26 protein-coding genes and 1 tRNA gene are annotated in these 23320 nt (G+C 62.9%); 8 read left to right on the top strand and 19 right to left on the bottom strand.

What is annotated here, in order from left to right; all coding sequences use genetic code 11:
- Window positions 1-105: 105 nt before the first annotated feature.
- The 5 genes from AB433_RS01050 to AB433_RS01030 all read right to left on the bottom strand — a co-directional run bounded on the left by AB433_RS01050 (window position 106) and on the right by AB433_RS01030 (window position 3498).
- Window positions 106-711, bottom strand: coding sequence for a hypothetical protein (locus AB433_RS01050; protein ID WP_179944949.1), 606 nt, complete (start codon window positions 709-711; stop codon window positions 106-108).
- Window positions 712-823: 112 nt separating this feature from the next.
- Entirely contained in the window at window positions 824-1030 is a 207-nt protein-coding gene (locus tag AB433_RS01045) for a helix-turn-helix transcriptional regulator (RefSeq protein ID WP_047819581.1), read from the bottom strand.
- Window positions 1031-1157: 127 nt separating this feature from the next.
- Window positions 1158-2108: a hypothetical protein gene (locus tag AB433_RS01040; protein ID WP_047819580.1), complete on the bottom strand. Its 951-nt coding sequence runs from the start codon at window positions 2106-2108 to the stop codon at window positions 1158-1160.
- On the bottom strand, window positions 2105-3268 hold the full coding sequence (locus tag AB433_RS01035; protein WP_047819579.1) for a tyrosine-type recombinase/integrase: 1164 nt from the start codon (window positions 3266-3268) through the stop codon (window positions 2105-2107). Before AB433_RS01035 ends, AB433_RS01040 begins: the two co-directional genes overlap by 4 nt.
- 140 nt (window positions 3269-3408) lie before the next feature.
- A tRNA-Ser gene (locus AB433_RS01030) sits at window positions 3409-3498 on the bottom strand.
- Between the two features lie 170 nt (window positions 3499-3668).
- Between AB433_RS01030 and hspQ the strand changes: the two genes are divergently transcribed.
- Complete coding sequence (hspQ, locus tag AB433_RS01025; RefSeq protein ID WP_082135005.1) at window positions 3669-4112, top strand: heat shock protein HspQ; 444 nt, start codon at window positions 3669-3671, stop codon at window positions 4110-4112.
- Between the two features lie 42 nt (window positions 4113-4154).
- Window positions 4155-4805, top strand: coding sequence for a hypothetical protein (locus AB433_RS19270; protein ID WP_053058923.1), 651 nt, complete (start codon window positions 4155-4157; stop codon window positions 4803-4805).
- On the opposite strand, the gene AB433_RS01015 is transcribed toward AB433_RS19270, so the two are convergent.
- Window positions 4762-5616 carry an ABC transporter permease gene (locus AB433_RS01015; protein ID WP_047819578.1) on the bottom strand — a complete coding sequence of 285 codons (855 nt, stop codon included), beginning with the start codon at window positions 5614-5616 and terminating at the stop codon, window positions 4762-4764. The genes AB433_RS19270 and AB433_RS01015 overlap by 44 nt on opposite strands.
- A gap of 101 nt (window positions 5617-5717) precedes the next feature.
- Between AB433_RS01015 and AB433_RS01010 the strand changes: the two genes are divergently transcribed.
- The 3 genes from AB433_RS01010 to AB433_RS01000 all read left to right on the top strand — a co-directional run bounded on the left by AB433_RS01010 (window position 5718) and on the right by AB433_RS01000 (window position 6993).
- Complete coding sequence (locus tag AB433_RS01010) at window positions 5718-6380, top strand: GcrA family cell cycle regulator (RefSeq protein ID WP_047819577.1); 663 nt, start codon at window positions 5718-5720, stop codon at window positions 6378-6380.
- Between the two features lie 92 nt (window positions 6381-6472).
- Complete coding sequence (locus AB433_RS01005) at window positions 6473-6742, top strand: hypothetical protein (RefSeq protein WP_047819576.1); 270 nt, start codon at window positions 6473-6475, stop codon at window positions 6740-6742.
- A complete protein-coding gene (locus AB433_RS01000; RefSeq protein WP_047819575.1) occupies window positions 6739-6993 on the top strand; it encodes a hypothetical protein in 255 nt (84 codons plus the stop codon). Before AB433_RS01005 ends, AB433_RS01000 begins: the two co-directional genes overlap by 4 nt.
- A 15-nt stretch (window positions 6994-7008) precedes the next feature.
- On the opposite strand, the gene AB433_RS00995 is transcribed toward AB433_RS01000, so the two are convergent.
- The 7 genes from AB433_RS00995 to rbfA form a co-directional block, all read right to left on the bottom strand.
- On the bottom strand, window positions 7009-7677 hold the full coding sequence (locus AB433_RS00995; protein WP_047819574.1) for a spermidine synthase: 669 nt from the start codon (window positions 7675-7677) through the stop codon (window positions 7009-7011).
- Window positions 7678-7751: 74 nt separating this feature from the next.
- Window positions 7752-10061: a polyribonucleotide nucleotidyltransferase gene (gene pnp / locus AB433_RS00990; RefSeq protein WP_047819573.1), complete on the bottom strand. Its 2310-nt coding sequence runs from the start codon at window positions 10059-10061 to the stop codon at window positions 7752-7754.
- A 227-nt stretch (window positions 10062-10288) separates the two neighbouring features.
- Entirely contained in the window at window positions 10289-10558 is a 270-nt protein-coding gene (gene rpsO / locus AB433_RS00985) for a 30S ribosomal protein S15 (RefSeq protein ID WP_047819572.1), read from the bottom strand.
- A gap of 23 nt (window positions 10559-10581) precedes the next feature.
- Window positions 10582-11466 carry a tRNA pseudouridine(55) synthase TruB gene (truB, locus tag AB433_RS00980; protein WP_047819571.1) on the bottom strand — a complete coding sequence of 295 codons (885 nt, stop codon included), beginning with the start codon at window positions 11464-11466 and terminating at the stop codon, window positions 10582-10584.
- Window positions 11466-12149 (bottom strand): site-2 protease family protein, encoded by a 684-nt coding sequence (locus AB433_RS00975; protein WP_047819570.1) that lies wholly within the window; start codon window positions 12147-12149, stop codon window positions 11466-11468. Before AB433_RS00975 ends, truB begins: the two co-directional genes overlap by 1 nt.
- Window positions 12150-12173: 24 nt before the next feature.
- Entirely contained in the window at window positions 12174-12752 is a 579-nt protein-coding gene (locus AB433_RS00970) for a thymidine kinase (protein WP_047819569.1), read from the bottom strand.
- Window positions 12753-12774: 22 nt separating this feature from the next.
- The gene (gene rbfA, locus AB433_RS00965; protein WP_047822972.1) at window positions 12775-13173 is read right to left on the bottom strand and encodes a 30S ribosome-binding factor RbfA; all 399 of its coding nucleotides are present in this window, start codon (window positions 13171-13173) and stop codon (window positions 12775-12777) included.
- Between the two features lie 222 nt (window positions 13174-13395).
- Between rbfA and AB433_RS00960 the strand changes: the two genes are divergently transcribed.
- Window positions 13396-13794 (top strand): RcnB family protein, encoded by a 399-nt coding sequence (locus tag AB433_RS00960; protein WP_245626546.1) that lies wholly within the window; start codon window positions 13396-13398, stop codon window positions 13792-13794.
- A 218-nt stretch (window positions 13795-14012) separates the two neighbouring features.
- The gene (locus tag AB433_RS00955; RefSeq protein ID WP_047819568.1) at window positions 14013-14459 is read left to right on the top strand and encodes an RcnB family protein; all 447 of its coding nucleotides are present in this window, start codon (window positions 14013-14015) and stop codon (window positions 14457-14459) included.
- Window positions 14460-14501: 42 nt separating this feature from the next.
- Here AB433_RS00955 and AB433_RS00950 read toward each other — a convergent pair whose 3' ends face one another.
- From AB433_RS00950 to dinB, 6 genes are all read right to left on the bottom strand, one after another.
- The gene (locus tag AB433_RS00950; RefSeq protein ID WP_047819567.1) at window positions 14502-15038 is read right to left on the bottom strand and encodes a DUF1697 domain-containing protein; all 537 of its coding nucleotides are present in this window, start codon (window positions 15036-15038) and stop codon (window positions 14502-14504) included.
- 77 nt (window positions 15039-15115) lie between these two features.
- Entirely contained in the window at window positions 15116-17674 is a 2559-nt protein-coding gene (gene infB / locus AB433_RS00945; protein ID WP_047819566.1) for a translation initiation factor IF-2, read from the bottom strand.
- 74 nt (window positions 17675-17748) lie between these two features.
- Window positions 17749-18468: a DUF448 domain-containing protein gene (locus tag AB433_RS00940; protein WP_047819565.1), complete on the bottom strand. Its 720-nt coding sequence runs from the start codon at window positions 18466-18468 to the stop codon at window positions 17749-17751.
- A complete protein-coding gene (gene nusA, locus AB433_RS00935) occupies window positions 18449-20098 on the bottom strand; it encodes a transcription termination factor NusA (protein WP_047819564.1) in 1650 nt (549 codons plus the stop codon). Before nusA ends, AB433_RS00940 begins: the two co-directional genes overlap by 20 nt.
- A 2-nt stretch (window positions 20099-20100) precedes the next feature.
- Window positions 20101-20676 (bottom strand): ribosome maturation protein RimP, encoded by a 576-nt coding sequence (gene rimP / locus AB433_RS00930; protein ID WP_047819563.1) that lies wholly within the window; start codon window positions 20674-20676, stop codon window positions 20101-20103.
- A 137-nt stretch (window positions 20677-20813) separates the two neighbouring features.
- On the bottom strand, window positions 20814-21947 hold the full coding sequence (gene dinB / locus AB433_RS00925) for a DNA polymerase IV (protein ID WP_082134727.1): 1134 nt from the start codon (window positions 21945-21947) through the stop codon (window positions 20814-20816).
- A gap of 180 nt (window positions 21948-22127) precedes the next feature.
- Here dinB and AB433_RS00920 point away from each other — a divergent pair, with 180 nt between their 5' ends.
- Entirely contained in the window at window positions 22128-23318 is a 1191-nt protein-coding gene (locus tag AB433_RS00920; protein WP_245626545.1) for a multidrug effflux MFS transporter, read from the top strand.
- The last annotated feature ends 2 nt before the right edge of the window (window positions 23319-23320 follow it).

Here is a 23320-nt window from a genome sequence, read left to right as displayed (position 1 = left end):
AAATGGCTTAAAAGCTGGATGCACCCGTGCGTGAGGTGTGTATCCAATTTGCTGGCTCGATGCGTAGCATCGCAGCCCCACAACATTGCCCTTCTCAATATCGGATCAGTCATGGTCCGGCCCTTTCCGGCAACCAGTGCAAAGGGCATGGGTGGTGTCGTCCGAACTGCTCTCGCCAGTATCGGCGCGACCGCTTTCGGGGGCAGAGCCAGCTTCTTGTTCAACCGCCCATGCGGCGATCATCGCTTTGGCTTTGCGGTCGGCCTTGCGCCTGTCGAACTGTTCCGGGACCGGCGGCAAGGAATAGAGGTCATGCTCCCTGACCCACACGACAATGGCATCTTCAATTGCCTGCCGTATATGATCCCGAAGCGCGTCCGCCTCGAAAGGGTTGAGGTGCGCTGTCACGCCGGGCGAAAGGATCAACCCGCCCAAAGGCAATGGCGTATCGTCCGCCCATTGGAGCGGGCCGTCGATCCGGCAGAAAGATGTATGGCCCTGATAGATGTCGAGCGGCGGGCGCTCGGTGCGATGCCAAGCGACAATCGCCGTTCGGTAGGCTTCGCCGTCTTCGTCCTCGGCAAGCAACTTGTTGATGAGCGGCACCGCGTAGCAGGCGGTCCGGTATTCAGCGGTAAAGCGCAGAGTGACCTTCCGGCCTGTCCAGATGAAATCGGCAAGCCGGTCCATCGCGCGAAGGAAAATGGACATGGGAAATCCTTTCGTGATTCCACGATTGCGGTTGTTCGTGAGGTTGAGGATGGGACGCAGGCGCGGAGCGGTTCACCCAGCAATCAGGCTGGGTCCGGGGAGCGCCTTCTGGTCAGGCGTATCGCTGGGTGGGTAAGCCCTGTAGCCAATGCTCGATCTCGCCGGATCGCCAGCGGACCCTGCCGCCCCCAATAACAACGGGCGGCGGACAACGGTTTTGACGGACGAGGCGATAAATGCTCGACCGGCTCTTGTAGCCGGTGAGGCGCATCACATCGTCAATGGTGAGCAATTGCGTCTGGGGATCGTGGGGCAGCATGGGGCATTTCCTGTATGAGCGAGATGCCCCCAAGCTGCACGCGCCCTGCCATCACACGCAATTTGGCTACCGGAAAACTTGGCCTTGGTAATCTGGATGATATTGAATCAATTCATATTATTTTCAATCATCCTACCTGATCGTTACCAACTTGGGCCGCCTCCGCGCTCTTGCGCACCCAGTCGTAATCATGCTCGCCTGACTTCGCGATCAGCTTGCGGACGGTTTCAGCGGAAAGTCGCGGCGTTCTGGCGTTCCTAGCAAAGCCATTGACGTTGAATTTTTTACCCACCTGCGCATCGCTTTCCGCCTTTCTGCGAGCGGCGTCCAGGACTTGCCCGACTTCGATCTGCGTCAGCACATCCCAAGGGCCACGCTGCTGCACACGGGCGTTCCAATCCGCAAATCGATCTGACGGGATTTTTGTAATCCAGTGCATTTCGATCTTTGGCCTCGATGGCAACGGCTCTCGTCGTTCTTCGTCCGGCGCTTTGACCACGTAGATCGGTCGGTCCAAGGTGCCACCCCAAGGCATCCACAAGGCGGCATAATCTTTGGGATTGGCCAACAGCAGGATCGGCGCGAAACGGTTGGCAAATGTGCCGGGCGCGATTTCCGTATCGAAAAGTTGGCCATCGTTCGCGCGCAGCGCACTCGTGCTGACTGGCCCATATCCCTTTGACATCACCGCCCGCAAGCGTCCTGCGGCAAGGTCGGTCAGCAATGTCTCGAATTCTGGCGGAAGGGAAATGTCATAGGGACGCTTGGCGACGAAACGCTTGCGCCGCTGGATCAATCGTCCGCTCAACCAGCTCATCATGACCGTGGTTGCCCCGCCCACTGCCAAGGCTTGCGCGCCCCATTCGCTGGAATGCGGCGGAGAACCGGCGACAATGGCAAATCCCGCGACCGCCGCAATCGCGCCTATCGTTCCGATTACGGATCGCCCTGCGTTGATCGCCCCCAACCTCCGGCGAAGCGGTCTAACCAGTCTTTCAATCTCGGCCCGCCCGGTTTCAATATCGTCAGGCGCAAGGCGGAGCGCGGCGACATCGCTAAGCAGATCGACCTCGATCACGAGGACGGTTCCTGCGATCCCGGAAAGCAATACGCTCCCCATGCATCCATAAGCGCCCGCCGTTTTTCCAGCAGATTGCCGCGCCGGTAAGCAGCCTCAACCTTGTTCTCGATGGTGTGCGCCAGCGCCATTTCCGCAACGTCACCGTCGAAGTCGGTTTCCTCGGCAACCCAGTCGCGGAAGCTGGATCGAAAACCATGCGGCACGGCGGGAATTTCCAAGTCACGGCAAATCTTGGTCAGCGTCATATCCGACAAAGGCTTACCGTAGCGAGCGCCGGGAAACACAAGATCGTTGCGAACCTCCCGGTAGGTTACCGCCCGCTGGAAGGCACTGACGGCGGCATCCGACAGTGGCACCACATGTTCCCGCCCTGCCTTCATCCGGTCCGCCGGGATCGTCCAGAGCTTTTTCTCAAGATCAAGCTCACTCCATGTCGCACCGCGAATTTCGCCCGAACGCGAAGCGGTCAGAATCAGTGCCTCAAAGGCGAGCCGACCAACCGATTCCCGTTCGCGCAACTTGGCAGCGAAGGCCGGAACATCGGCATAGGGCAAGGCACTGTGATGAACCGGCTTTACCTTCACCTTGGGCAGCGACTTGTTCATGGCTGCAATCGGCAGGGGCAAGTCCCGATAACCCTTAGCGATAGCCCAGTCGATCACGGCAACGATTCGCTGGCGCACCCGCCGTGCGGTTTCCGGCTTTTCGAGCCAGATGGCTACAAGAGCATCGCGGACGTGCGGCCCTTCAACCTTGCTCACTGCCATGTCGCCGAAAAAGGGGAAGGCATATGTCGTGAGGGTCGAAAGCCACTGATCGCGATGCTTGGCGTTGCGCCAGCTCTTCTTGTTCTCGGCAAATACGATGGCGGCGGCTTCGCGGAATGTCGGGATACCCGCCTCCTTGCGCCGCTCGGCGATGGGATCGAGGCCGACTTCCACCTGACTGCGCACCTTGGCCGCGCGCTCGCGCGCCACGGCCAGCGAAACCTTCTTCGCACTGCCAAGGCCGATATCGCGTCGTTTGCCGTCTTTCTGCACCCGGCAGACCCATGAGCGGGCACCTGCGCGGCTGACCAGCAGATACAGACCGTCTCCGTCGCCATAGCGTCCGGGCAGCTTCGCTGCCTTCACCGCCGTAGCCGACAACCGGCCCATTATTTTTCTCCCACATTTATTACCACATGAGGTGTGGGATACCATGCAATTTGAGAATACGCAATCAAACACGAATCCGCAGAAAATCGACTAAAAACAGCCGATTATGCTACGGTTTGGGATATGGTGAAATAGGCTGCTGGCGGAGAGGGTGGGATTCGAACCCACGGTACGGTTGCCCGTACACCGCATTTCGAGTGCGGCGCATTCGACCTCTCTGCCACCTCTCCGCTGATCGAGGTTCGCGTTAAGCGGCACTGCCGCCGGTCGAACGAAGCCGCGCGGTTAGCCGATGCGCGGCGGCTTGCCAAGGGCGAATCCGCGCCAAATCGATTGCTTGCTGTCGACAGGTGCTACGCCCCCATTGTTTCGCACCCGCACAACCATTATGTTGCAGGGCATGAGCGCAGATTTCCGTAGCAATCCGGACGCCGGATATCCGGATAAGGGGCACAAAGACGGCGCACCACGCGCCACCTATTTCTCTCCGCAAGCAGGGCGGGCGATTTCCGCCCCGGCGGTGGCCAGAACCCGCTTTGCGGTTGGCGATATCGTTCGCCACCGGCTCCACGATTTTCGCGGTGTGATTTTCGACATCGACCCGGTCTTCGCGAATAGCGAGGAATGGTACGATTCGATCCCCGAAGCGATGCGCCCGGCGCGCGAGCAGCCGTTCTATCACCTTTTCGCGGAAAACGACGAATCCAGCTACGTCGCCTATGTAAGCCAGCAGAATCTGATCGAAGATGGCGAAGGCGGACCAGTCGATCACCCGTCGATCGACATGGTTTTCGGCGAGTTCTTCGACGGGCATTACGACCTGCACCAAAGCCTGAAGCACTAGTGCTAGCAGGACAGTAACCATTCGCTGCTAGGGCCGGGGGCGATGGCGAGCGAACACTTTCACGAGATCAAGGCATTTGGTGCGGATCAGCTCGATTCGGCGCTGCGCAGCGTGTTGGCACAGGATGAGCGGGTTTTGTGGAAAGGGCGGCCGGACGCCTTCCTCGATTTCTCCGCTTTCCTGATCTGGATATTTGCGCTGCCGTGGACGGCATTCTCGGTTTTCTGGGTCTATAGCGCGTGGTCGATGACCAAGGTGAACCCGGCGGACGGGATCGGGGTGCAGACCGCGGCCTTGCTCTTTCCCGCTTTCGGATTGCCGTTCGTGTTGATCGGGCTGGTCATGCTGGCCGTTCCGTTTTTTGCCCTCACCATGCCGGGGCGGACATTGCACGCGGTGACAGACAAACGGATCGTGCGCATCGTCGGCGGCCGGAAGACATCGCTACGCGCCGTTCCCGGCGACAGGGTGACGAACATCCGAATCCGCGACCGCAAAGACGGTTACGGCGACCTGATCGTGGAATACGACCGGACCGTGAAAGAGTTGCCCGCAGGAGCGCGGTCACAGCTGGCCAACCGCAGACGGCACGTGTTCCGTCACCTGCCCAACGTCCGCGCCGCCGCCCGCGCGGCAGAGCGGATGCGAATCAACTACGCAGCTTCCAGCCCGTCCGCAGTACGAGATAAGTGAGCACCGCCAGCACCGCGTTCAGCACGCCAAGGCCCAACGCCCCGTGCAGCACCGCCATGTTGGTATCGCCGATGTCGCTTTGCCCCAGAAAGCCGAAGCGGAAGCCAGAGATCACATAGAAGAACGGGTTCAACCGGCTGATCGATTGAAAGAACGGGGCGAGGTTGTCGATAACGTAGAACGTACCCGACAGCAGCGACAACGGCGCGACGATGAAATTCGTAACCGCCGCGTTGTGGTCGAACTTCTCCGCCCAGATCGACGTCAGCACGCCCAGCAGCGACAACATGATCGCGCCCATCAACCCAAACCACACGACGGCCCAGGGGTGGTGCAGCGTCAGGTCGACACCGGGATAGAGCGACATCGCGATGTAGACCGCGATACCGACCAGCACGCCGCGCGTAACCGATGCACCGACAAGGCCGAGCAGCAATTCGAGGTTGCTGAGCGGCGGCATCAGGTAATCGATGATCGTGCCCTGCACCTTGCCGCCCAGAAGAGAAAAGCTGCCGTTGGCGAAGGCATTCTGCATCATGCCCATCACGATCAGCCCCGGCGCGACGAAGGTGGCGAAGTTCACGCCAAGGATTTCGCGATCACCGCGCCCCATCGCGATGGTGAAAATCACCAGAAACAGCATCGTGGTGATCGCCGGGGCCCAGATCGTCTGCAGCTGCACCTTGAAGAACCGGCGCACCTCTTTCATATAGAGAGTCCACAGCCCGAGCCGGTTGATCCGGCCCATGACGGGTTGCCCCGGTGGCGGAAATGCGGCTTCGTCGTTGCTGTTTGGGGCGGATTGGGTCATGGGCAGGCCGGTTACCGGCTGGACCTCCTTTAGGCAAGCGCGCGACAAGGCACTGGCCGCCACGCGTCCGCCCGCCGGGCATGATTTGAAACGGAGTTTGCATGAGCTGGACCGACGAACGGATCGAGAAGCTGACCAAGATGTGGGAAAGCGGATCGACTGCCAGCCAGATCGCGGAAGAACTGGGCGGCGTCAGCCGTAATGCCGTCATCGGCAAGGCGCACCGCCTTGGCCTGAAGGCGCGCCCATCCCCCGTGAAGGAAAAACCTGCCAAGGCGAAGCCCGCCGCGCCAAAGGCCGCCGCGCCGAAGCCTGCTGCGCCAAAGCCTGCCGCCGCGCCCGCACCACGTCCGGCACCGGCGGCCCCTGCCGCCGCGCGTCCCGCTGCCCCGGCCCAGCCGCAGCAGCCCGCACCGCAAAGCAACCAGCCGCGCATCGTATCGGTCGGCCCCGGCGGTTTCCTCCGCCAAGGCCCCGGCGATCAGCAGCCGCCGATCCCGCCAGCGCCGCCGCGCCGCCTTGTGCCCGCAAAGCCCAGCCCGGAAATCGCGGACAAGACTTCGCTGCTCGATCTTTCGGACCGCATCTGCCGCTGGCCGATGGGCCATCCGGGAGAGCCGGACTTTCACTTCTGCGGCGAAAAGGTGAACCCCGGGTTCCCGTATTGCGTCGAACACTGCGGCAGGGCCTATCAGGCACAGCTGCCGCGCGGTGCGCGCCGTCCGCCTCCGCCCCTGCCGTTCGGCGGCCCGCGCGTGCGCTGACCGCAGCCGGATATTCCAGATAGAGAGAGCCGCCCGTCACACCCGACCGGCGGCTCTTCTTTTTGGGGGCTCTGCCGTGGTAAGGTCAGGCCATGAGCGAGAACGCGGACAACTGGTATCGCCGCAAGATCGGGCGGCGGATAGAGCGGGGCATGAATCGCCTGATCGCGGGCGTGCTGGCCGCAGCGGGGTTCCTTGCGGCCTATTTCTCTCTGCCGCCCGGCAACGCGGATGGCGAAGTTCGCTGGTTCGGCCTGATCTTTGCGCTGATCCTGTTCGGACTGGCGCGTCAATGCTTGGTGGCGCGCGGGTCGGTTATAGAGGGGTTCGGCGATGAAGCCGACCCGCCGCGCCGGAAATGATCCGCAAACGCATGATCGCGGCGGATCGCAAGCTGGGCCGGTTCTGGGCGCGGGTCTGCGGCACGGTTTTCCTGATGATCGGTTTATTTGCGCTGATCTCGCTGATCGATAGCCAAGGGTTCAGCGTCACGACGCACTGGCCGGGGCTGGCGATCGCCGGGCTGTTCTTTCTCGCCGCCGTCGGATGTTTCCGGTCGCGGGCAGGATTGGCAGATACGCTGTCCGATAACCTGCCCGGCAAACGCCGCTAATCAGCGCGTGTATTGTCAGCGAGGTCTGGCGAACCAGATCGTATGGCGCGGCCCCTTGCCGTTGGGACGGGCGCGGACTTCCAATTCCTCTACGTCATAGCCAGCGCGTGTCAGCTGGCGGGTAAACCTGTCGTCCGGGCCAGCCGACCAGATCGCCAGCACGCCGCCCGGACGCAGCGCGCGCATCGCTGCGGCCAGACCGCGATTGGCATAAATATTGTCGTTCTCTGCCCGCACCAACCCGTCGGGGCCATTGTCGACGTCGAGCAGGATCGCATCGAAACTGCGGTTGGCCTTGGCGATGACATGCGAGACATCGGCGACCTGAACCGTGACGCGCGCATCGTCGAGGCAGCCTGCCGCAACCTCTGCCATCGGGCCGCGTGCCCAATCGATGATTTCCGGCATCAGTTCGGCAACGGTCACCCGCCCCTTCGGCCCCAGCCGCGCCAGAGCCGCGCGCAAGGTAAAGCCCATGCCGTAACCGCCGACCAGAATGTGCGGATCGGCGCATTCCAGGCGGTCCAGCGTCAGTTCGGCAAGCTGTTCTTCCGAATAGCGCATCCGGGTGCTCATCAGGTCATGCCGGTCCAGCATGATGTAGAAATCGCGCCCGTGGGAATAGAGATGCAGTTCGGTCCCGCCCGGCACCATGGCCGATCCCAGCAGCTTGCGTTCCAGCATGTTCGTCGTTCCTTCATGCGAAAGGGGCCGCCGGATCGCTCCAACGGCCCCATTTCACTGGCTGTCCGAATGGATCAGTCGTCCTTCAGGAACGCGGGCATGTGGTCGGGGTTACCGCCCGACTTGCCTTCGCCGTCGTCCCGGTCACGACCGCCGCTGCGCGGGCCGCGATCACCGCGATCGCCACCACGTCCACGGCCGCCACCGCCGTCGCGGCGCGGGCCACGACGATCGCCGCGATCACCGCGCGGTTCACGCGGCTCGCGAGCGGGGCGCGTGTCTTCCAGCTCTTCGCCGGTTTCCTGATCGACGACGCGCATCGACAGGCGGACCTTGCCGCGGTTGTCGATCTCGAGGACCTTGACCTTAACTTCCTGGCCTTCGGAAACGACGTCGGTCGGCTTTTCAACGCGCTCGTTCTTCATTTCCGACACGTGGACTAGACCGTCCTTGCCGCCCATGAAGTTCACGAATGCGCCGAAGTCGACGATGTTGACGACCTTGCCGGTGTAGATCTTGCCGACTTCCGCCTCTTCGACGATACCTTCGATCCACTTCCTGGCGGCTTCGATCTGCGACAGATCGCTGGACGAGATCTTGATCACACCCTCGTCGTCGATGTCCACCTTGGCACCGGTTTCCGCGACGATTTCACGGATGACCTTGCCGCCGGTGCCGATGACGTCGCGGATCTTCGACTTGTCGATCTGCATCGTCTCGATACGCGGCGCGTGGGCCGATAGTTCGGTGCGGGCCGTGCTCAGCGCCTTGGTCATTTCGCCAAGGATGTGCGCGCGGCCGTCCTTCGCCTGCTTCAGTGCAGCAGCAAAGATTTCCTGCGTGATGCCGGCCACCTTGATGTCCATCTGCATCGTGGTGATGCCGGCCTCGGTGCCAGCGACCTTGAAGTCCATGTCGCCGAGGTGATCCTCGTCGCCAAGAATGTCCGAAAGGACGGCGAATTCATCGCCTTCGAGGATGAGGCCCATGGCGATGCCCGACACCGGACGTTCGATCGGAACGCCTGCGTCCATCATCGACAGACAGCCGCCGCAAATCGTCGCCATCGAGGACGAGCCGTTCGACTCGGTGATGTCCGACAGGATGCGGATGGTGTAGGGGAAGTCTTCCTTCGACGGCAGCACCGGGTGCAGCGCGCGCCATGCCAGCTTGCCGTGGCCGATTTCGCGGCGGCCCGGGGCGCCAAAGCGGCCCACTTCGCCGACCGAGTAGGGCGGGAAGTTATAGTGCAGCATGAAGTTGGAGTAGGTCAGGCCTTCCAGCCCGTCGATCATCTGCTCCGATTCCTTGGTGCCCAGCGTGGTGGTGCAGATCGCCTGCGTCTCACCGCGCGTGAACAGCGCCGAACCGTGCGTGCGGGGCAGGAAGCCGGCAGTCGCCTCGATCGGACGAACCTGATCCAGCTTGCGACCGTCGATGCGCGATCCGTCCTTGAGGATGGCGGTGCGAACGATTTCCGCTTCCAGCTTCTTGACCGCCTTGTTGGCAACCATCTGGGTTTGCGGTTCTTCGCCGGCAAACGCTTCCTTGGCCTTGGCGCGGGCGGCGTTCAGAGCTTCCGAACGGGCCGACTTGTCGGTCAGCTTGTAAGCGGCGGCGATGTCGTCGCCGACGATGCCGCGCAGCTTTTCCTTGATCGCCGAGGTGTCGTCCGAAGCATCGATTTCCCACGGAGCCTTGGCGGCCTTTTCGGCCAGCTCGATGATCGCGCCGATGACCTTCTTCGATTCCTCGTGCGCGAACATGACAGCGCCGAGCATTTCGTCTTCGGTCAGTTCCTTGGCTTCGGATTCGACCATCATCACCGCGTGGTTGGTTGCGGCGACGACAAGATCCAGACGACCGTCTTCAAGCGCGGCATCCTGCTTCGGGTTCAACGTGTATTCGCCATCGACATAACCGACGCGCGCAGCGCCGATCGGGCCCATGAACGGCACGCCCGAAATGGTCAGCGCAGCCGAAGCGGCGATCATCGCAAGGATGTCGGCCTCGGTCTCGCCGTCATAGGACATAACCTGGCAGATGACGTTGATTTCGTTGTAGAAACCTTCAGGGAACAGCGGGCGGATCGGACGGTCGATCAGGCGGCTGGTCAGCGTTTCCTTTTCGGTCGCGCCGCGTTCACGCTTGAAGAAGCCACCGGGGATACGGCCGGCAGACGAGAATTTTTCCTGGTAGTGAACGGTGAGCGGGAAGAAGTCCTGCCCTTCCTTCACCTTCTTCGCGGCCGTGACGGCGCAAAGAACCACGGTTTCGCCATAGGTGGCGAGGACCGCGCCGTCAGCCTGACGGGCAATGCGGCCGGTTTCGAGGGTGAGGGTCTTTCCGCCCCACTCCAGCGATACAGTTTTGGTGTCGAACATTTGATTTCCTTTATCTGGTCGCATCGCGAACCGCGAAACCGGTTTCCCCTTTCGCTGCGATACTCCCGAACCCGCGTGCCCTATTGCATCGCGGGGCCTACTTGCCGGGGGTACCGTCCCGGTCCGGTGTGGGGCCATTGATCGTGCCCCGGGCGCGGTCCGCCGAATTGCGTTCCGAACCGTAGATATGAAAAGCGGCCCTCGTGGGGCCGCCTTCCGGTTTCAGCTTACTTACGCAGGCCGAGCTTTTGGATGAGGGCGTTGTAGCGCGCCACGTCCTTCTTCTTGAGATAGGCCAGCAGCGAGCGCCGCTTGTTGACCATCACCAGCAGACCGCGCCGCGAGTGATTGTCCTTGTGATTGGCCTTGAAGTGCTCGGTCAGGTTGCGAATACGCTCGGTCAGGATCGCGACCTGTACTTCCGGGCTGCCCGTGTCGCCATCGGCGCGGGCGTTGTCCTGGATGATTTCCTGCTTACGTTCGGCGGTAACCGTCATTCATTTTACTCCGCGACATCCAGTCATAGGTTAAAGCCCCGAAGGACCCTTGCCTCGCCATCGGTCACTTCCATCAGGGCAACGGGCGTATCGCCCTCTCTTCCCCAATAGGTGCCGTCTGGTTCAGGCAACCCGGACAGTTTCCGGCCCTGTCGGACCGCCCCTGCCGCGTCCGGGGAGAGTATCAGGGCCGGGATGTCGTCCAGCCCCGCCTCCAACGGCAGGATCATATCTTCAAGGGGCGCGCCCTTACCGATTTCGTTGAGCTTGTCCAGCGAAATCGCGGATTCGAGAGTGAAGGGCCCGGCCTTCACGCGCCTGAGCATCGTCACGTGGCCGACCGTTTCCAGCGCCCGCGCGATATCCCTTGCAAGGGACCGGATATAGGTGCCCTTGCTGACCTTTGCCATCAACGTGACCGAATCCGCCGTGCAATCCGTGATGGACAGGGTGTGGATCGTGACGGACCGTGTCTTGAGCGTGACCTCTTCGCCCGCCCGCGCAAGGTCGTAGGCGCGCTTGCCGTCGACCTTCAGCGCCGAATAGGCGGGCGGCACCTGCGCGATCGGACCGATGAAGCTTGGCAGCACCGCCTCGATCCGGTCGCGCGTGGGCCGCACATCGCTCGTCTCTGTCACCTCACCCTCGGCGTCGAGCGTCGTCGTTTCCGCCCCGAAGGCCAGCGTGAATGCGTAGGCCTTGGTCGCATCGAGCATCCGGCCAGCCAGCTTCGTCGCCTCACCGACCGCGATGGGCAGCACCCCGGTCGCCAGCGGGTCCAGCGTGCCGCCGTGGCCGACCTTGACCTTGCCGTACCCCGCCTGCCGCAAGTTGCGCTTTACCGCGGCCACGGCCTGCGTCGAGCCGAGTTCGAGCGGCTTGTCGAGAATGATCCAGCCGTGCGGCATCACAACGCTTCGATGGTGCGCGCGATGTCGATGAAATATTGGCTCAGCCACTCGACCGGCGGCAGGATCAGCCGTTCGACCAAGCCCCACTGCGGAAAGGCCCATGTCGCGGCGATGATCAGCACGATCACGATCATGCCGAGAGGGCGCAGCTTCTCATACCCTGCCGCCCAGCTGCGCGGCAGCAAGCCTTCAAGGATGTGCGACCCGTCGAACGGCGGGATCGGCAACAGGTTGAACAAGGCCAGCACAAGGTTGATGAAGATCGCGTATTGCAGTCCGGTCAGCGTCCATTCCGTCGCCGCCCCCACTGGCGGCACGATCCCGCGCGCCACCAGACCCAACACAACCGCAAACACCGCCGCCAGCGCAATATTCGTCGCCGGCCCGGCAGCAGCCACCGCCATCATGCCATAGCGCGGATTGCGCAGCCGCTGCTTTATCACCGGCACCGGCTTGGCCCAGCCGAACGGTGGTCCGCCCATAAGCGCCAGACCGCCTGGCACCAGCAGAGTCCCCACCGGATCGACGTGCTTGATCGGGTTCAGCGTCAACCGCCCCAGTCGCGCTGCGGTATGATCGCCCAGCGCCCGCGCCACCCAGCCGTGCGCGACTTCGTGGAACACGATGGAGACGACGAGGATCGGGATCAGGATCGCCGCAAATATCAGGGTGTCGGTCATGTCCGTTAGATAGGACTTGCGAGCCTAACCCGCCAGCGCCTCGCTGAAATGACGGCGGCACAGCGCCACATAGCGGTCATTGCCGCCGATCTCGGTCTGCGCACCCTCTGCCACCGCACCGCCGCTGGCATCGACGCGCAGGTTCATCGTCGCCTTGCGGCCACAGTGGCACACGGCTTTCAGCTCGATCAGTGCGTCGGCAATGCCGAGCAGCGCCGCCGCGCCCTCGAACAGTTCGCCCTGAAAATCGGTGCGCAACCCATAGCAGAGCACCGGGATGCCGGTTTCGTCCGCCAGCCGCGCGCATTGCCAGACCTGATCTTTCGTCAGGAACTGCGCCTCGTCGATCAACACGCAGGCCAGCGGTTCGACATGATGCGCAGCGGTGACGCGGGCGTGCAGGTCGGTATCACGTTCGAAACGGTAGGCATCGGCCTCCAGCCCGATCCGGCTGGCGATGGGCTTGCCTTCCGACCGGTCGTCCAGCGCGGCGGTCCAGACCATGGTGGTCATGCCCCGCTCGCGATAGTTGAAGTCGGCCTGCAACAGCGTGGTCGACTTCCCCGCGTTCATACTGGCGTAGTAGAAATAGAGCTTCGCCACGCCCCAGGTCCTTTTTGGCTACTCAGTCCTCGTCGGAAATGTCGCGTTTTACGCGCGGATCGTCGAGCAGACGGTCGATCCGCGTTGCCTCGTCGAACGTCTCGTCCGCGCGGAATTGCAGCTTGGCGGCGTTTTTCAGGCCCAATCGCTTGGCAACCTCGCGCTGGAAAAATGCGGTGTTGACCTGCAACGCCTTGAGCACCTTGGCTTCGTCGGCACCCAAAAGGGGTTTCACGTAGACATTGGCCTGCCGCAAATCGGGCGACATCCGCACTTCGGTCACGCTGACGGTCGTGCCCGACAGGGTATCGTCGTGCACCTGCTGCCGCGTCAGCAGCTCTGAAAGAACGTGGCGCACACGCTCGCCCACCTTGAGCAGGCGGACGGAGCGATCTTCGGGGCTGGAATGCTGGCGGGCCATGGCCGCGATTTGGGGCAGCCCGCGACAATTTGCAACAAACCGCCGCCCCGCCCGCGCGCTTTCGCCGCCGAGCCGGGTCTGCGCACCAATCCGCCAAGGACGCGGCGCCCCCATTTTCCTGAACGGCAGATAAGCATCAGCCCGCGACAAATTCGCGCAAGCTGAGACACTTATTCCCGGCAGAAAGGCGTAGATTGAGTGGGTGAGGAAAGGAGATCCAAAATGAAAACCTTCACCAAGAATATCGTTGCCGGGGCGGTCGCCACCGCCATGCTGCTACCCGCCGTTCCCGCCATGGCCAAGCATCGCGATCACGACCGGTACGAACACAGCTATCGCGACAACGACCGGCACGACAGCCGTTACGACCGTCGCGACAGCCGATCCTATCGCGGCGACAACCACGGCAAGTACGTATCCCGCGCCGCGCACAAGTGGCGCAAGGGCGAGCGGTTCGACAGGCGCTATGCCCGCGACTACCGCGTGGTCAGCTATCGCGACTATCGCGGACTGCGTGCTCCGCCGCGCGGATACCATTACGTCCGTTCGGGCAATGACGTCCTTCTGGTCGGCATTACCAGCGGCATCATCGGTGCGGTGATCGGAAACATGATCCGCTAAATCCTGGATCGCCTGCGGGTCATACCGGCCCGCAGGCGGCGCTTTGCAGATGAGCGCCCGATTAACCGAGGCATATCAACGCTCAACTGATCCCGCCACGGGTGCGACAGGCCGCGAACGGCCTGTCGTTGCGCGCCTGTTGCTGTAGTCTCCCAACCTGCGACCTCCCTTGCGCGGACACGCTGCGTTTGGGTTCCATCAGAACCGGGAGACACCACTTGAGAAAACTGATCGCTGCCGCCCTTGCCGCGGCCATGATCGTCCCGATGACCACCGCACCCGCCGAAGCGCGCGGCAAGGACCGTTGGGAAAAGCACGACCGATACGATCGCCATGACCGGCATGATCGCCGTTATCGCGACCGCCACGCGTCACGCGACCGGTATGACCGGCGTTACGACCGCCGGGATCGCCATAGGTACCGCGACCGGGATCGCTATGTCCGATACGACCGGCGCGATTATCGCCGTTCGTGGCGACGCGGAGACCGGTTCGACCGGCGCTATGTCCGCACCTATCGCCCGGTCTATTACCGCGACTATCGCAGCCGCCTCTATGCCCCGCCGCGCGGCTATCGCTGGGTACGGGCGGATAACGACGCGCTGTTGATCGGCATTACCAGCGGCATCGTATCGGCCATCGTGTCGAACGCGTTTTACCGCTAGAAACAAGAAAAGGGCGGCCCCGGTGGGTCGCCCTTTTTCGCGTCAGACCATTTTTTCGTGGATGCGTTTGAGAGAGCGCATGTTTCGCCCGGTCGCCATCCGGTCCAGCTTGCGTTCGATAAAGACACCGGTCAGCTTGCTGGTCCCGACGCTCTCGACATAGTCGACGTAGAGGCATCGGTCGCCCAGCGCCATCTTCTCCGGCCCGCGCCCTTCATAGGCGGCCAGAAGGTCTTCGAACGCGGCCTTTTCGGCCTGGGCATCCAGAAACAGCGTGTGGACGAACTTGTCCTCGCCTTTGCCGTGAAACGGATTGTCCTCAAACGCGGCCCGCACTTCGTCCGCGCTGCGCACGGCGGCGAAGGTTGGAAAGCCGAATCGGTCCTTCACGATGAAGGCCAGCATTTCGGACAGCCCGTCGGTGGGGCGATCATCGAAAGAAAACAGCACGTTGCCGCTGGCGACGACCGTCTCCACGTCCTCCATATCCTCCCGCTCCAGCGCGTCGCGCAGATCGGTCATCTTAAGCCGATGGCCGCCGACATTCATGCTGGCGAAGAAGGCGCAGAAGCGGGGCATGGATCGGGCTCCTTAAAATGCAGCAGGGCGCCGAACAGAAGTCCGACGCCCCGCGTGTAACCAAACGGTCGTGTGGATTACAGAACCCGCTCGCGCTCCTCGACCTCGAAGACTTCCAGCTGGTCGCCAGCCTTGATGTCGTTCGTATCTTCCAGAACCACGCCGCATTCCAGGCCCGCGCGGACTTCGTCGACGTCGTCCTTGAAGCGCCGCAGCGAGGCGATGGTCGTGGCCGAGACGATGACGTCGTCGCGGGTAAGACGCGCGAACAGACCCTTGCGGATGACGCCTTCTTCCACCAGCAGACCGGCGGCCTTGTCCTTCTTGCCCGCAGGGAAGACCTGCTTGACCTGCGCACGACCGACAACGTTCTCGATACGCTCCGGCCCAAGCTCGCCAGCCAGTTCCTTCGTGATCTCCTCGGTGAGGTGATAGATCACGTCGTGATACATCAGGCGAACCTTGTCCTTCTCCATCTGCTGACGCGCCTTGGCGTTGGGGCGGACGTTAAAGCCGATGATCGGCGCACCGCTGGCCGAGGCAAGCGTCACGTCGCTTTCGGTAATCGCGCCCACGCCCGAATGGAGCACGCGGACCTTGATCTCGTCGTTCGAGATTTTGGCCAGCGCGTTGGCGATCGCTTCCACCGAACCCTGCACGTCGGCCTTGATGACCACGGGGTATTCGATGACGTTGCTCTTCAACGCGGAGAACATGTTCTCGAAGCTGGCCGGGGCCATTGCAGTGCGCTTCTCGTTCGCCTTTTCGGTACGATAGGTCGAAACTTCGCGGGCGCGCTGTTCGTTCTCGACCACAGTCAGGTGATCGCCAGCGTTCGGCACGCCGCCAAGGCCCAGAACCTCGACCGGCATCGACGGTCCGGCTTCCTTGATCTGCTTGCCCTTGTCGTCGTGGATCGCACGCACACGGCCCGATTCGGTGCCGACGACGAAAATGTCGCCCCGGCGCAGCGTGCCGCGCGTGACGAGCACGGTGGCCAGCGGACCCTTGCCCTTGTCCAGCTTCGCCTCGATCACGGTCGCATCGGCGTCGCGGTCCGGGTTGGCCTTCAGCTCCAGCAGTTCGGCCTGCATGTTGATCGCGTCGAGCAGCTTGTCGAGACCGGCCTTGGTCTTCGCCGAAACCTCTACGTCCTGCACTTCACCGCTCATCGCTTCGACGACGATCTCGTGCTCCAGCAGGCGTTCGCGGATCTTCTGCGGATTCGCCTCGGGCTTGTCGCACTTGTTGATCGCAACGATCATCGGCACGCCAGCCGCCTTGGTGTGATTGATCGCCTCGATCGTCTGCGGCATCAGCCCGTCGTCGGCGGCGACCACCAGGATCACGATGTCGGTGACGTTGGCACCGCGCGCGCGCATCTCGGTAAACGCCTCGTGGCCGGGCGTATCGAGGAAGGTGATCTTCTGCTTGTCCTTGGTGGTGATCTGGTAAGCGCCGATGTGCTGCGTGATGCCACCGGCTTCACCGCGAGTCACATCGGTGCCGCGCAGCGCGTCCAACAGGCTGGTCTTGCCATGGTCGACGTGGCCCATGATGGTCACGACCGGCGGGCGAGCCTTCAGCGTTTCTTCCGGATCGGTATCCTCGGTCGTGTCGATGTCGACATCGGCTTCGGACACGCGCTGGATGTTGTGGCCAAATTCCTCGACCAGCAGTTCTGCGGTGTCTTGGTCGATCGTCTGGTTGACGGTGACCATCATGCCCATGTTGAACAGCGCCTTCACAAGGTCGGCGCCCTTTTCGGCCATGCGGTTGGCAAGGTCCTGCACCGTGATCGCCTCTGGCACCACGACGTCGCGAACCTGCTTTTCGCGCGGCTTGGAAGAACCGCCACCGTGGATGCGGCGTTCCTTCTCGCGCGCACGCTTCAGCGCGGCGAGGCTGCGGGCGCGGCGACCCTCGTCCTCGTTCAACGCTTTCGAAACGCTCAGCTTGCCGCTGCGGCGGCGGTCCTTGGCATTGCCCTCGCCCTCACGCTCGGGCGCAGCCTTTTCGGCTGCGCGCGGGGCCTTCTTCTCGGGCTTCTTCGGCTCGGGCCGCTTGACCGGGGTGAACCGGCGCGGCGCAGGCGTAACTTCGCCCTGCTCGGGCTCGGCTTCGGGCTCTGCTGCCGGCTCTGCCTTGGCTTCGGGCGCAGGTTCTTCCTTGGCCTCTTCCTTCGGCGCTTCGACAGGCGCGGCGGCGGCGGCCTTCTCGGCCTCTTCCTCAGCCTTGCGGTTTTCTTCGGCGCGCTGCTTTTCTTCTTCCAGCGCGCGCTGCTTCTCTTCCTGCTCGCGCCGGTTGGCTTCTTCCAGCGTGGCAAGGCGCGCCTCTTCAGCCTCGCGCAGCAGGCGAGCCTGCATTTCCTGGCGCGATTCGCGGCTGGCGGCGGGCCTTGGCGCGGGCGTCGGCGGCGGGGCCTTCGCGACCGGGGCGGGGGGCGGAGCCGGGGTGGGCGCGGGTTCGGGCGCAGCCGTTTCGCCCGGCTTCAGGATCTTGCGACGGCGCTTGACCTCGACCGCGACCTTGTTGGTGCGGCCGTGGCTGAAGGTCTGCTTGACCTCGCCCGCGTCCACGCTGCGCTTGAGGCCAAGCGGCTTGCGGGTGCGGGGGGTGTCGTTGGTGTCACTCATACGGTCGAAACGTCCTTCAAAAATTCTCTTCAGTCCTCACGCGCCGCGGAAACGGCGCACCCGGCATCGGCCTCTTACGCGGTGCTTTCCGCGCCAGCCTCTTCGCTGTCTTGCGGCGCTCCGCCGCGGCCAAGGAAACGAAGCAATCGCGCCAGCAGGGATGAAACCCGCTGCGTCGCGGCACGATCGGTCAACGCCAGGTGGACGACATTGTCGCGGCCCAATGCCACAGACAGCGCCGCCCGGTCCAGTGGCAAGCGTATGCCCGCCAGCCCGGTGCCCTCTTTGTCCTCACCCACGCGCCACGCCTGGTCCAGCTTGCGCGCGCCGTCGTCGCTGGCATCGGCGGCATGGGCCAGCCACGTGACCTGCCCGCCGCGCGCCTTGTCTGCGATGCGGTCGGACCCGGCAATCAGGTTGCCCGATCGCCATTCGATTCCCAGCCGATCGGCGAATGCGCGGGTCAGCGCAGCCTCGGCCCGGTCGGGCAGATCGTCCGGAATGGTCAGCGGCGCACCCTTGAAGCCGCGCGCCAGCGCACCCCTCAGATGGCCCTTGGCGATGGCTTCTTCAAGCATGGCGCGATCGCAAACGATCCACGCGCCGCGACCGGGGGCCTTGGCGTGCGCATCGGGCAGGACGATGCCATCGGGGCCGATGGCCAGACGCAGCAGGTTTTCGCGCTGTGCGGTCTGCCCACTCAGCACGCACCGGCGCTCCGGCGCGCTCCTGCTGGAACGCGCCGCCCCGTCATCGAAACTGTCGGTTAGCGGCTCATTGTGAGGATTCCGCATCGGCGGCCTCCTCTGCAACCGGAGCGGCCTCAACCGGCTCCTCGTCTTCGAACCAATGCGCACGGGCGGCCATGATTATCTCGTTACCCTGCTCTTCGCTCAGGCCGAATTCACCCAGAACGCCGCCCTTGTCCTGCTCGCGCAGTTTGCGCTTCAGCGGCGGACCGTCTTCCTTGTTACGGCGACGCGGCGCCTCGCGCTTCTTGGCGATCAGTTCGTCGGTGGCGAGGTCTGCCAGATCGTCCAGCGTCTTGATCCCGCCCTTGCCCAGCACGACCAGCATTTCCTCGGTCAGGTGCGGTATCTCGGCCAGCGCATCCTCGACGCCCAGTTCACGGCGGGCTTCACGGTACGTGGCTTCGCGACGCTCCAGCGCTTCGATCGCACGCGACTGAAGTTCTTCGGCGAGTTCTTCGTCAAAGCCTTCGATGCCGGCCAGTTCGTCACGCTCTACATAGGCGACTTCTTCCAGCTCGGTGAAGCCTTCGGCCACCAGCAGCTGGGCCAGCGTCTCGTCGACGTCCAGCTCTTCTTCGAACATCTTCGAACGCTCGGCGAATTCCTTCTGCCGCTTCTCGCTCGATTCCTGTTCGGTCATGATGTCGATCTGGCTATCGGTCAGCTGGCTGGCCAGACGCACGTTCTGACCGCGGCGACCGATGGCAAGCGACAGCTGATCGTCGGGGACGACAACCTCGATGCGGCCTTCTTCCTCGTCCAAGACGACGCGGCTGACCGTGGCGGGCTGCAGCGCGTTGACGATGAAGGTAGCGGTGTCCTCGCTCCACGGGATGATGTCGATCTTCTCGCCCTGCAGTTCCTGCACGACGGCCTGAACGCGGCTACCCTTCATGCCGACGCAGGCGCCGACGGGGTCGATGCTGCTGTCGTGGCTGATCACGCCGATCTTGGCGCGCGAGCCCGGATCGCGGGCGGCGGCCTTGATCTCGATGATGCCGTCGTAGATTTCGGGCACTTCCTGCGCGAACAGCTTCTTCATGAATTCGGGGTGCGCGCGGCTCAGGAAAATCTGCGGCCCGCGGTTCGAGCGTTCCACCTTCATGATCCAGGCGCGGATACGTTCGCCGACGCGGGCCATTTCGCGCGGGATTTGCTGATCGCGGCGGATGATGCCTTCGGCGCGGCCGAGGTTGACGATCACGTGGCCGAACTCGACCGACTTGATTACGCCGGTGATGACTTCGCCCGCGCGGTCCTTGAACTCGTCGAACTGACGCTCACGCTCTGCATCGCGGACCTTCTGGAAGATCACCTGCTTGGCCGACTGCGCGTCGATGCGGCCAAGGTCGACTGGGGGCAGCGGGTCGACGATATAGTCGCCCACGACCGCGCCAGCCTGAAGCTTCTGCGCCTGCTCGACCGAAACCTGCTTGAAGTAGTCCTCAACCTCTTCGACAACCTCGACCACGCGCCACAGGCGAAGGTCACCAGTATTCGGGTCAAGCTTGGCGCGAATGTCGTTTTCCGCACCGTAACGATTGCGAGCGGACTTCTGGATCGCCTCTTCCATCGCCTCGATGACGATCGACTTGTCGATCATCTTCTCGTTCGCCACCGAGTTGGCGATGGCGAGCAGTTCGGCGCGATTTGCGGAAATCGGGCTGGCCATTATCAGTCTTCCTGTTCCTGAAGATCGTCTTCGGTTTCAATAATTTCGTCGGCGCCGGTGGTATCCAGCGGCACGGTGGCCTTGATCAGCTTGTCGGTAAGGACAAGCTTGGCCGAATGAATGGTATCGAGCGGGATGTCGACCCGCCCGTTCTTGCGGTCTTCGATGGCGACCAATTCGCCATCGATGCCGATCAGGTCGCCATGAAACGTGCGGCGATTGCCGACCGGCGCTTCGGCATCCTTGGAAATGTTGATCCGCGCCTCGTGCCCGACCCAATTGGCATAATCCTTCGCGCGGGTCAGCGGACGGTCGATGCCGGGGCTGCTGACTTCAAGGCGATAGGGGCCATAGATCAGGTCGTCGCCCGCTTCCTCGCGCGCGTCCATCTCGTTCGAAATGCGGCGCGACAGGGCCATGCATTGTTCGATCACCAGCTGGCCCGTCGCCGGGTCCTCTGCCATGATCTGCAGCGTGCGTTCGTCATCCTGCCCGAACAGCTTCACGCGCACGAGGTCGAAGCCGGAAGCGGTCGCTTCCTTCTCCACCAGTTCGATTACGCGCGTCAGGTCTGCCATGCGGTCTCCAATTGGGCAGTCTTCATTTGGCCCTTTGCCACAAATGCAGAGAAGCGCGCCGGGGCGTTACCGCCTCGGCCCGGCCTTGCAAGTGACAATGTCGGGATGACTCGCCAGATAGGCCGGTGGGCGCGAATTTACAAGAGCGAAAGCTGCTGCGCCCCGCCGCCCCCGACATCGCCACGTCCGCCGCCTTTCGCATCCACCCCGTCCAGCTTCGACAGCGTCAGCCCCATCAGCCGGATCGGACGTGGCAGCGGCAGCATTTCCGCAAGCAATGCATGACCCAGCCGCCCGAACTCGGCCTTGCCCTCCACCGGACGGTTCAAGGTGGCGGCGCGGCTGACGATGGTGAAGTCGTTGTACTTCAGCTTCATCGTCACCGTGCGCCCCACAGCTTCGGCCCGCTCTATCCGTTCCCAAACGATGTCGACGATGCGGTCCATCGCCTCGCGCAGCTCGGTAGGATTCGACAGGTCCTCGTGAAACGTCCGCTCCCCGCCAACCGACTTGCGGACGCGGTGCGCGCGCACCTGCCGCAGGTCGATACCCCGCGCCGCGCGGTAGAGATAATCGGCGAAACTGCCGAAGTTGGCGCGCAGGAACGCCAGGTCCTTCGCGGCAAGGTCGGCCCCGGTCTCGATCCCCAGCCGCGCCATCTTTTCCGAACCTTGCGGCCCGACGCCGTGGAACCGCGTGACCGGCAACTTGGCGACAAACGCCGCTCCGTCCCCGGGTCGGATCACGCAGATGCCGTCGGGCTTGTTCTGATCGCTGGCCAGCTTGGCGAGAAACTTGTTGTAGCTGACCCCGGCGCTGGCGGTCAGTTCGGTCTCGGCCCGGATTCGGCGGCGGATGTCCTGCGCGATGCGGGTGGCGGAACCCAGGCCATGGCGATCCTCGGTCACGTCCAGATAGGCCTCGTCCAACGACAGAGGCTCGACCAGCGGCGTGTAGTCGTGGAAAATTGCGCGAATCTGCTGGCTGACTTCGCGATAGACGTCGAACCGCGACTTGCGAAAAATCAGGTCGGGACACAGCCTCTGCGCCGTAACCGATGGCATGGCCGAACGCACCCCGAACAGCCTCGCCTCGTAACTCGCCGCCGCGACGACGCCGCGGCCCGACGATCCCCCCACGGCAACCGGCTTGCCCCGGATCGTGGGATCGTCGCGCTGTTCGACACTGGCGAAAAAGGCATCCATATCGACGTGGATGATCTTCCGCAGGCCTTCCGCCTCGTCGTCATTTATGTCGCCTTCCTGCTCCACGTCACCCGTTATACAGCGCCCGTTGGCAATTGGGCAGGCTTTGCGAAAGGTGCATCTGCCCACGACCAATTAGCATTTGTGCGTTCACATTATCGCACTATCTAGCCGGTCATGTCCGGTGCAGCGCGTTCCTTCCTTCCCACCCCTCCGAAAGATCTTAGCAGAGGCGAATTCGTCGTCATGCTGGCCATGGTCATGGCTCTCCAGGCGCTTGGCATCGATGCGATGCTGCCCGCGCTGTCGCAGATCGCGCAGGAACTGAAGGCGCCTGATCCCAATGACCGGCAATTGGTCATTGCCAGCTACCTGATCGGCATGGGCGCAGGTGCGCTGGTCTTTGGTTTTCTGGCGGACCGCTTTGGCCGCAAACCGATCATGCTGGCGGGAATCGGCACCTATTGCCTGTTCGATTTCGCCTGCATCATCATTGAGGACTTCAACGCGCTGATCATGTTTCGCTTTGTAAACGGCATGGTCGCCGCGGCGGGCAGCGTGGTGGCCGGCGCAATCGTGCGCGACCGGTTCGAAGGCGACGCCATGGCGCGAACCACGTCGCTGATCGCGGTGGTGTTCATGATCGTGCCGGTCATGGCCCCGACCGTGGGGCAGACGATCCTGCTGTTCGCCGGGTGGCGATCCATCTTCGGGTTGATGTTCGTATTCGGGGTCGTGATGTTCATCTGGGTGCTGTTCCGCCTGCCCGAAACGATGGAAAAAGGGCACAGGCAGAAACTGTCGATCGGGCGGGTCGCGCACAATTTCCGGCTGGTTGTCACCAATCGCGATGCCATTGGCTATACTTTTGGGGCCGCGCTCGTTTTCGCGGGGCTGTACGGCTACATCAACTGCTCCGAACAGCTGGTGGCAGAGCACTTTGGACTGGGCGACAAGTTCGCCTATGTCTTCGGTTTCATGGCCCTGTTCATGGCGGCTTCGAACTTCGCCAATTCGCGCATCGTCGAACGGTTCGGCGCGCGGCGGGTCAGCCATACGGCCTTGCTGGCCTTCGTGGTGACCGGTGCGCTGCAATGGGCTTCGGCAACCTATGCTCCTGACAATTTCTGGCTGTTTCTGCCGTTGATGACGATCAACCTTGGCCTGATCGGATTTCTGGGCAGCAACTTCAGCTCCATCGCCTTGCAACCGTTCCGGCACTTCGCGGGTTCGGCCTCGTCGTTGCAGACAACGGTGCGCGTTGGCGGCGGGGCGGTTTTGGGCGCGGTCGTGGGCGCGGCCTATGACGGGACTGCGCGCCCCTTGGGCATGGCACTGTTCGGGCTATCGCTCGCAGGGCTGCTGCTCATTCTCTATAGCGAGCGGGGCAAGCTGTTCCGCCGCCGCAAGGAGACCGTGCCGCAGGTAGAGGGCTAAGA

Origin of the sequence: Croceicoccus naphthovorans (assembly GCF_001028705.1) — a bacterium.
GTDB classification, from domain to species: Bacteria; Pseudomonadota; Alphaproteobacteria; order Sphingomonadales; family Sphingomonadaceae; genus Croceicoccus; species Croceicoccus naphthovorans.
Note: the sequence above shows the minus strand (reverse complement) of the source record. Positions and strands in the feature narration are given on the sequence as shown.

Bases quoted from the DNA above. Each gene is read 5' to 3' on its own strand.
- AB433_RS01005 (WP_047819576.1), top strand. From the start codon at position 6,473: ATGAGCGAGAACGCGGACAACTGGTATCGCCGCAAGATCGGGCGGCGG.
- hspQ (WP_082135005.1), top strand. From the start codon at position 3,669: ATGAGCGCAGATTTCCGTAGCAATCCGGACGCCGGATATCCGGATAAG.
- AB433_RS00975 (WP_047819570.1), bottom strand. From the start codon at position 12,149: ATGACCGACACCCTGATATTTGCGGCGATCCTGATCCCGATCCTCGTC.
- AB433_RS19270 (WP_053058923.1), top strand. From the start codon at position 4,155: ATGGCGAGCGAACACTTTCACGAGATCAAGGCATTTGGTGCGGATCAG.
- rpsO (WP_047819572.1), bottom strand. From the start codon at position 10,558: ATGACGGTTACCGCCGAACGTAAGCAGGAAATCATCCAGGACAACGCC.
- AB433_RS00940 (WP_047819565.1), bottom strand. From the start codon at position 18,468: ATGCGGAATCCTCACAATGAGCCGCTAACCGACAGTTTCGATGACGGG.
- AB433_RS01015 (WP_047819578.1), bottom strand. From the start codon at position 5,616: ATGACCCAATCCGCCCCAAACAGCAACGACGAAGCCGCATTTCCGCCA.
- rbfA (WP_047822972.1), bottom strand. From the start codon at position 13,173: ATGGCCCGCCAGCATTCCAGCCCCGAAGATCGCTCCGTCCGCCTGCTC.
- pnp (WP_047819573.1), bottom strand. From the start codon at position 10,061: ATGTTCGACACCAAAACTGTATCGCTGGAGTGGGGCGGAAAGACCCTC.
- AB433_RS00920 (WP_245626545.1), top strand. From the start codon at position 22,128: ATGCTGGCCATGGTCATGGCTCTCCAGGCGCTTGGCATCGATGCGATG.
- nusA (WP_047819564.1), bottom strand. From the start codon at position 20,098: ATGGCCAGCCCGATTTCCGCAAATCGCGCCGAACTGCTCGCCATCGCC.
- truB (WP_047819571.1), bottom strand. From the start codon at position 11,466: ATGCCGCACGGCTGGATCATTCTCGACAAGCCGCTCGAACTCGGCTCG.
- AB433_RS00950 (WP_047819567.1), bottom strand. From the start codon at position 15,038: ATGCCCCGCTTCTGCGCCTTCTTCGCCAGCATGAATGTCGGCGGCCAT.
- AB433_RS01045 (WP_047819581.1), bottom strand. From the start codon at position 1,030: ATGCTGCCCCACGATCCCCAGACGCAATTGCTCACCATTGACGATGTG.
- AB433_RS00995 (WP_047819574.1), bottom strand. From the start codon at position 7,677: ATGCTGGAACGCAAGCTGCTGGGATCGGCCATGGTGCCGGGCGGGACC.
- infB (WP_047819566.1), bottom strand. From the start codon at position 17,674: ATGAGTGACACCAACGACACCCCCCGCACCCGCAAGCCGCTTGGCCTC.
- AB433_RS01000 (WP_047819575.1), top strand. From the start codon at position 6,739: ATGATCCGCAAACGCATGATCGCGGCGGATCGCAAGCTGGGCCGGTTC.
- AB433_RS01050 (WP_179944949.1), bottom strand. From the start codon at position 711: ATGTCCATTTTCCTTCGCGCGATGGACCGGCTTGCCGATTTCATCTGG.
- rimP (WP_047819563.1), bottom strand. From the start codon at position 20,676: ATGGCAGACCTGACGCGCGTAATCGAACTGGTGGAGAAGGAAGCGACC.
- AB433_RS01035 (WP_047819579.1), bottom strand. From the start codon at position 3,268: ATGGGCCGGTTGTCGGCTACGGCGGTGAAGGCAGCGAAGCTGCCCGGA.
- AB433_RS00960 (WP_245626546.1), top strand. From the start codon at position 13,396: ATGAAAACCTTCACCAAGAATATCGTTGCCGGGGCGGTCGCCACCGCC.
- AB433_RS01010 (WP_047819577.1), top strand. From the start codon at position 5,718: ATGAGCTGGACCGACGAACGGATCGAGAAGCTGACCAAGATGTGGGAA.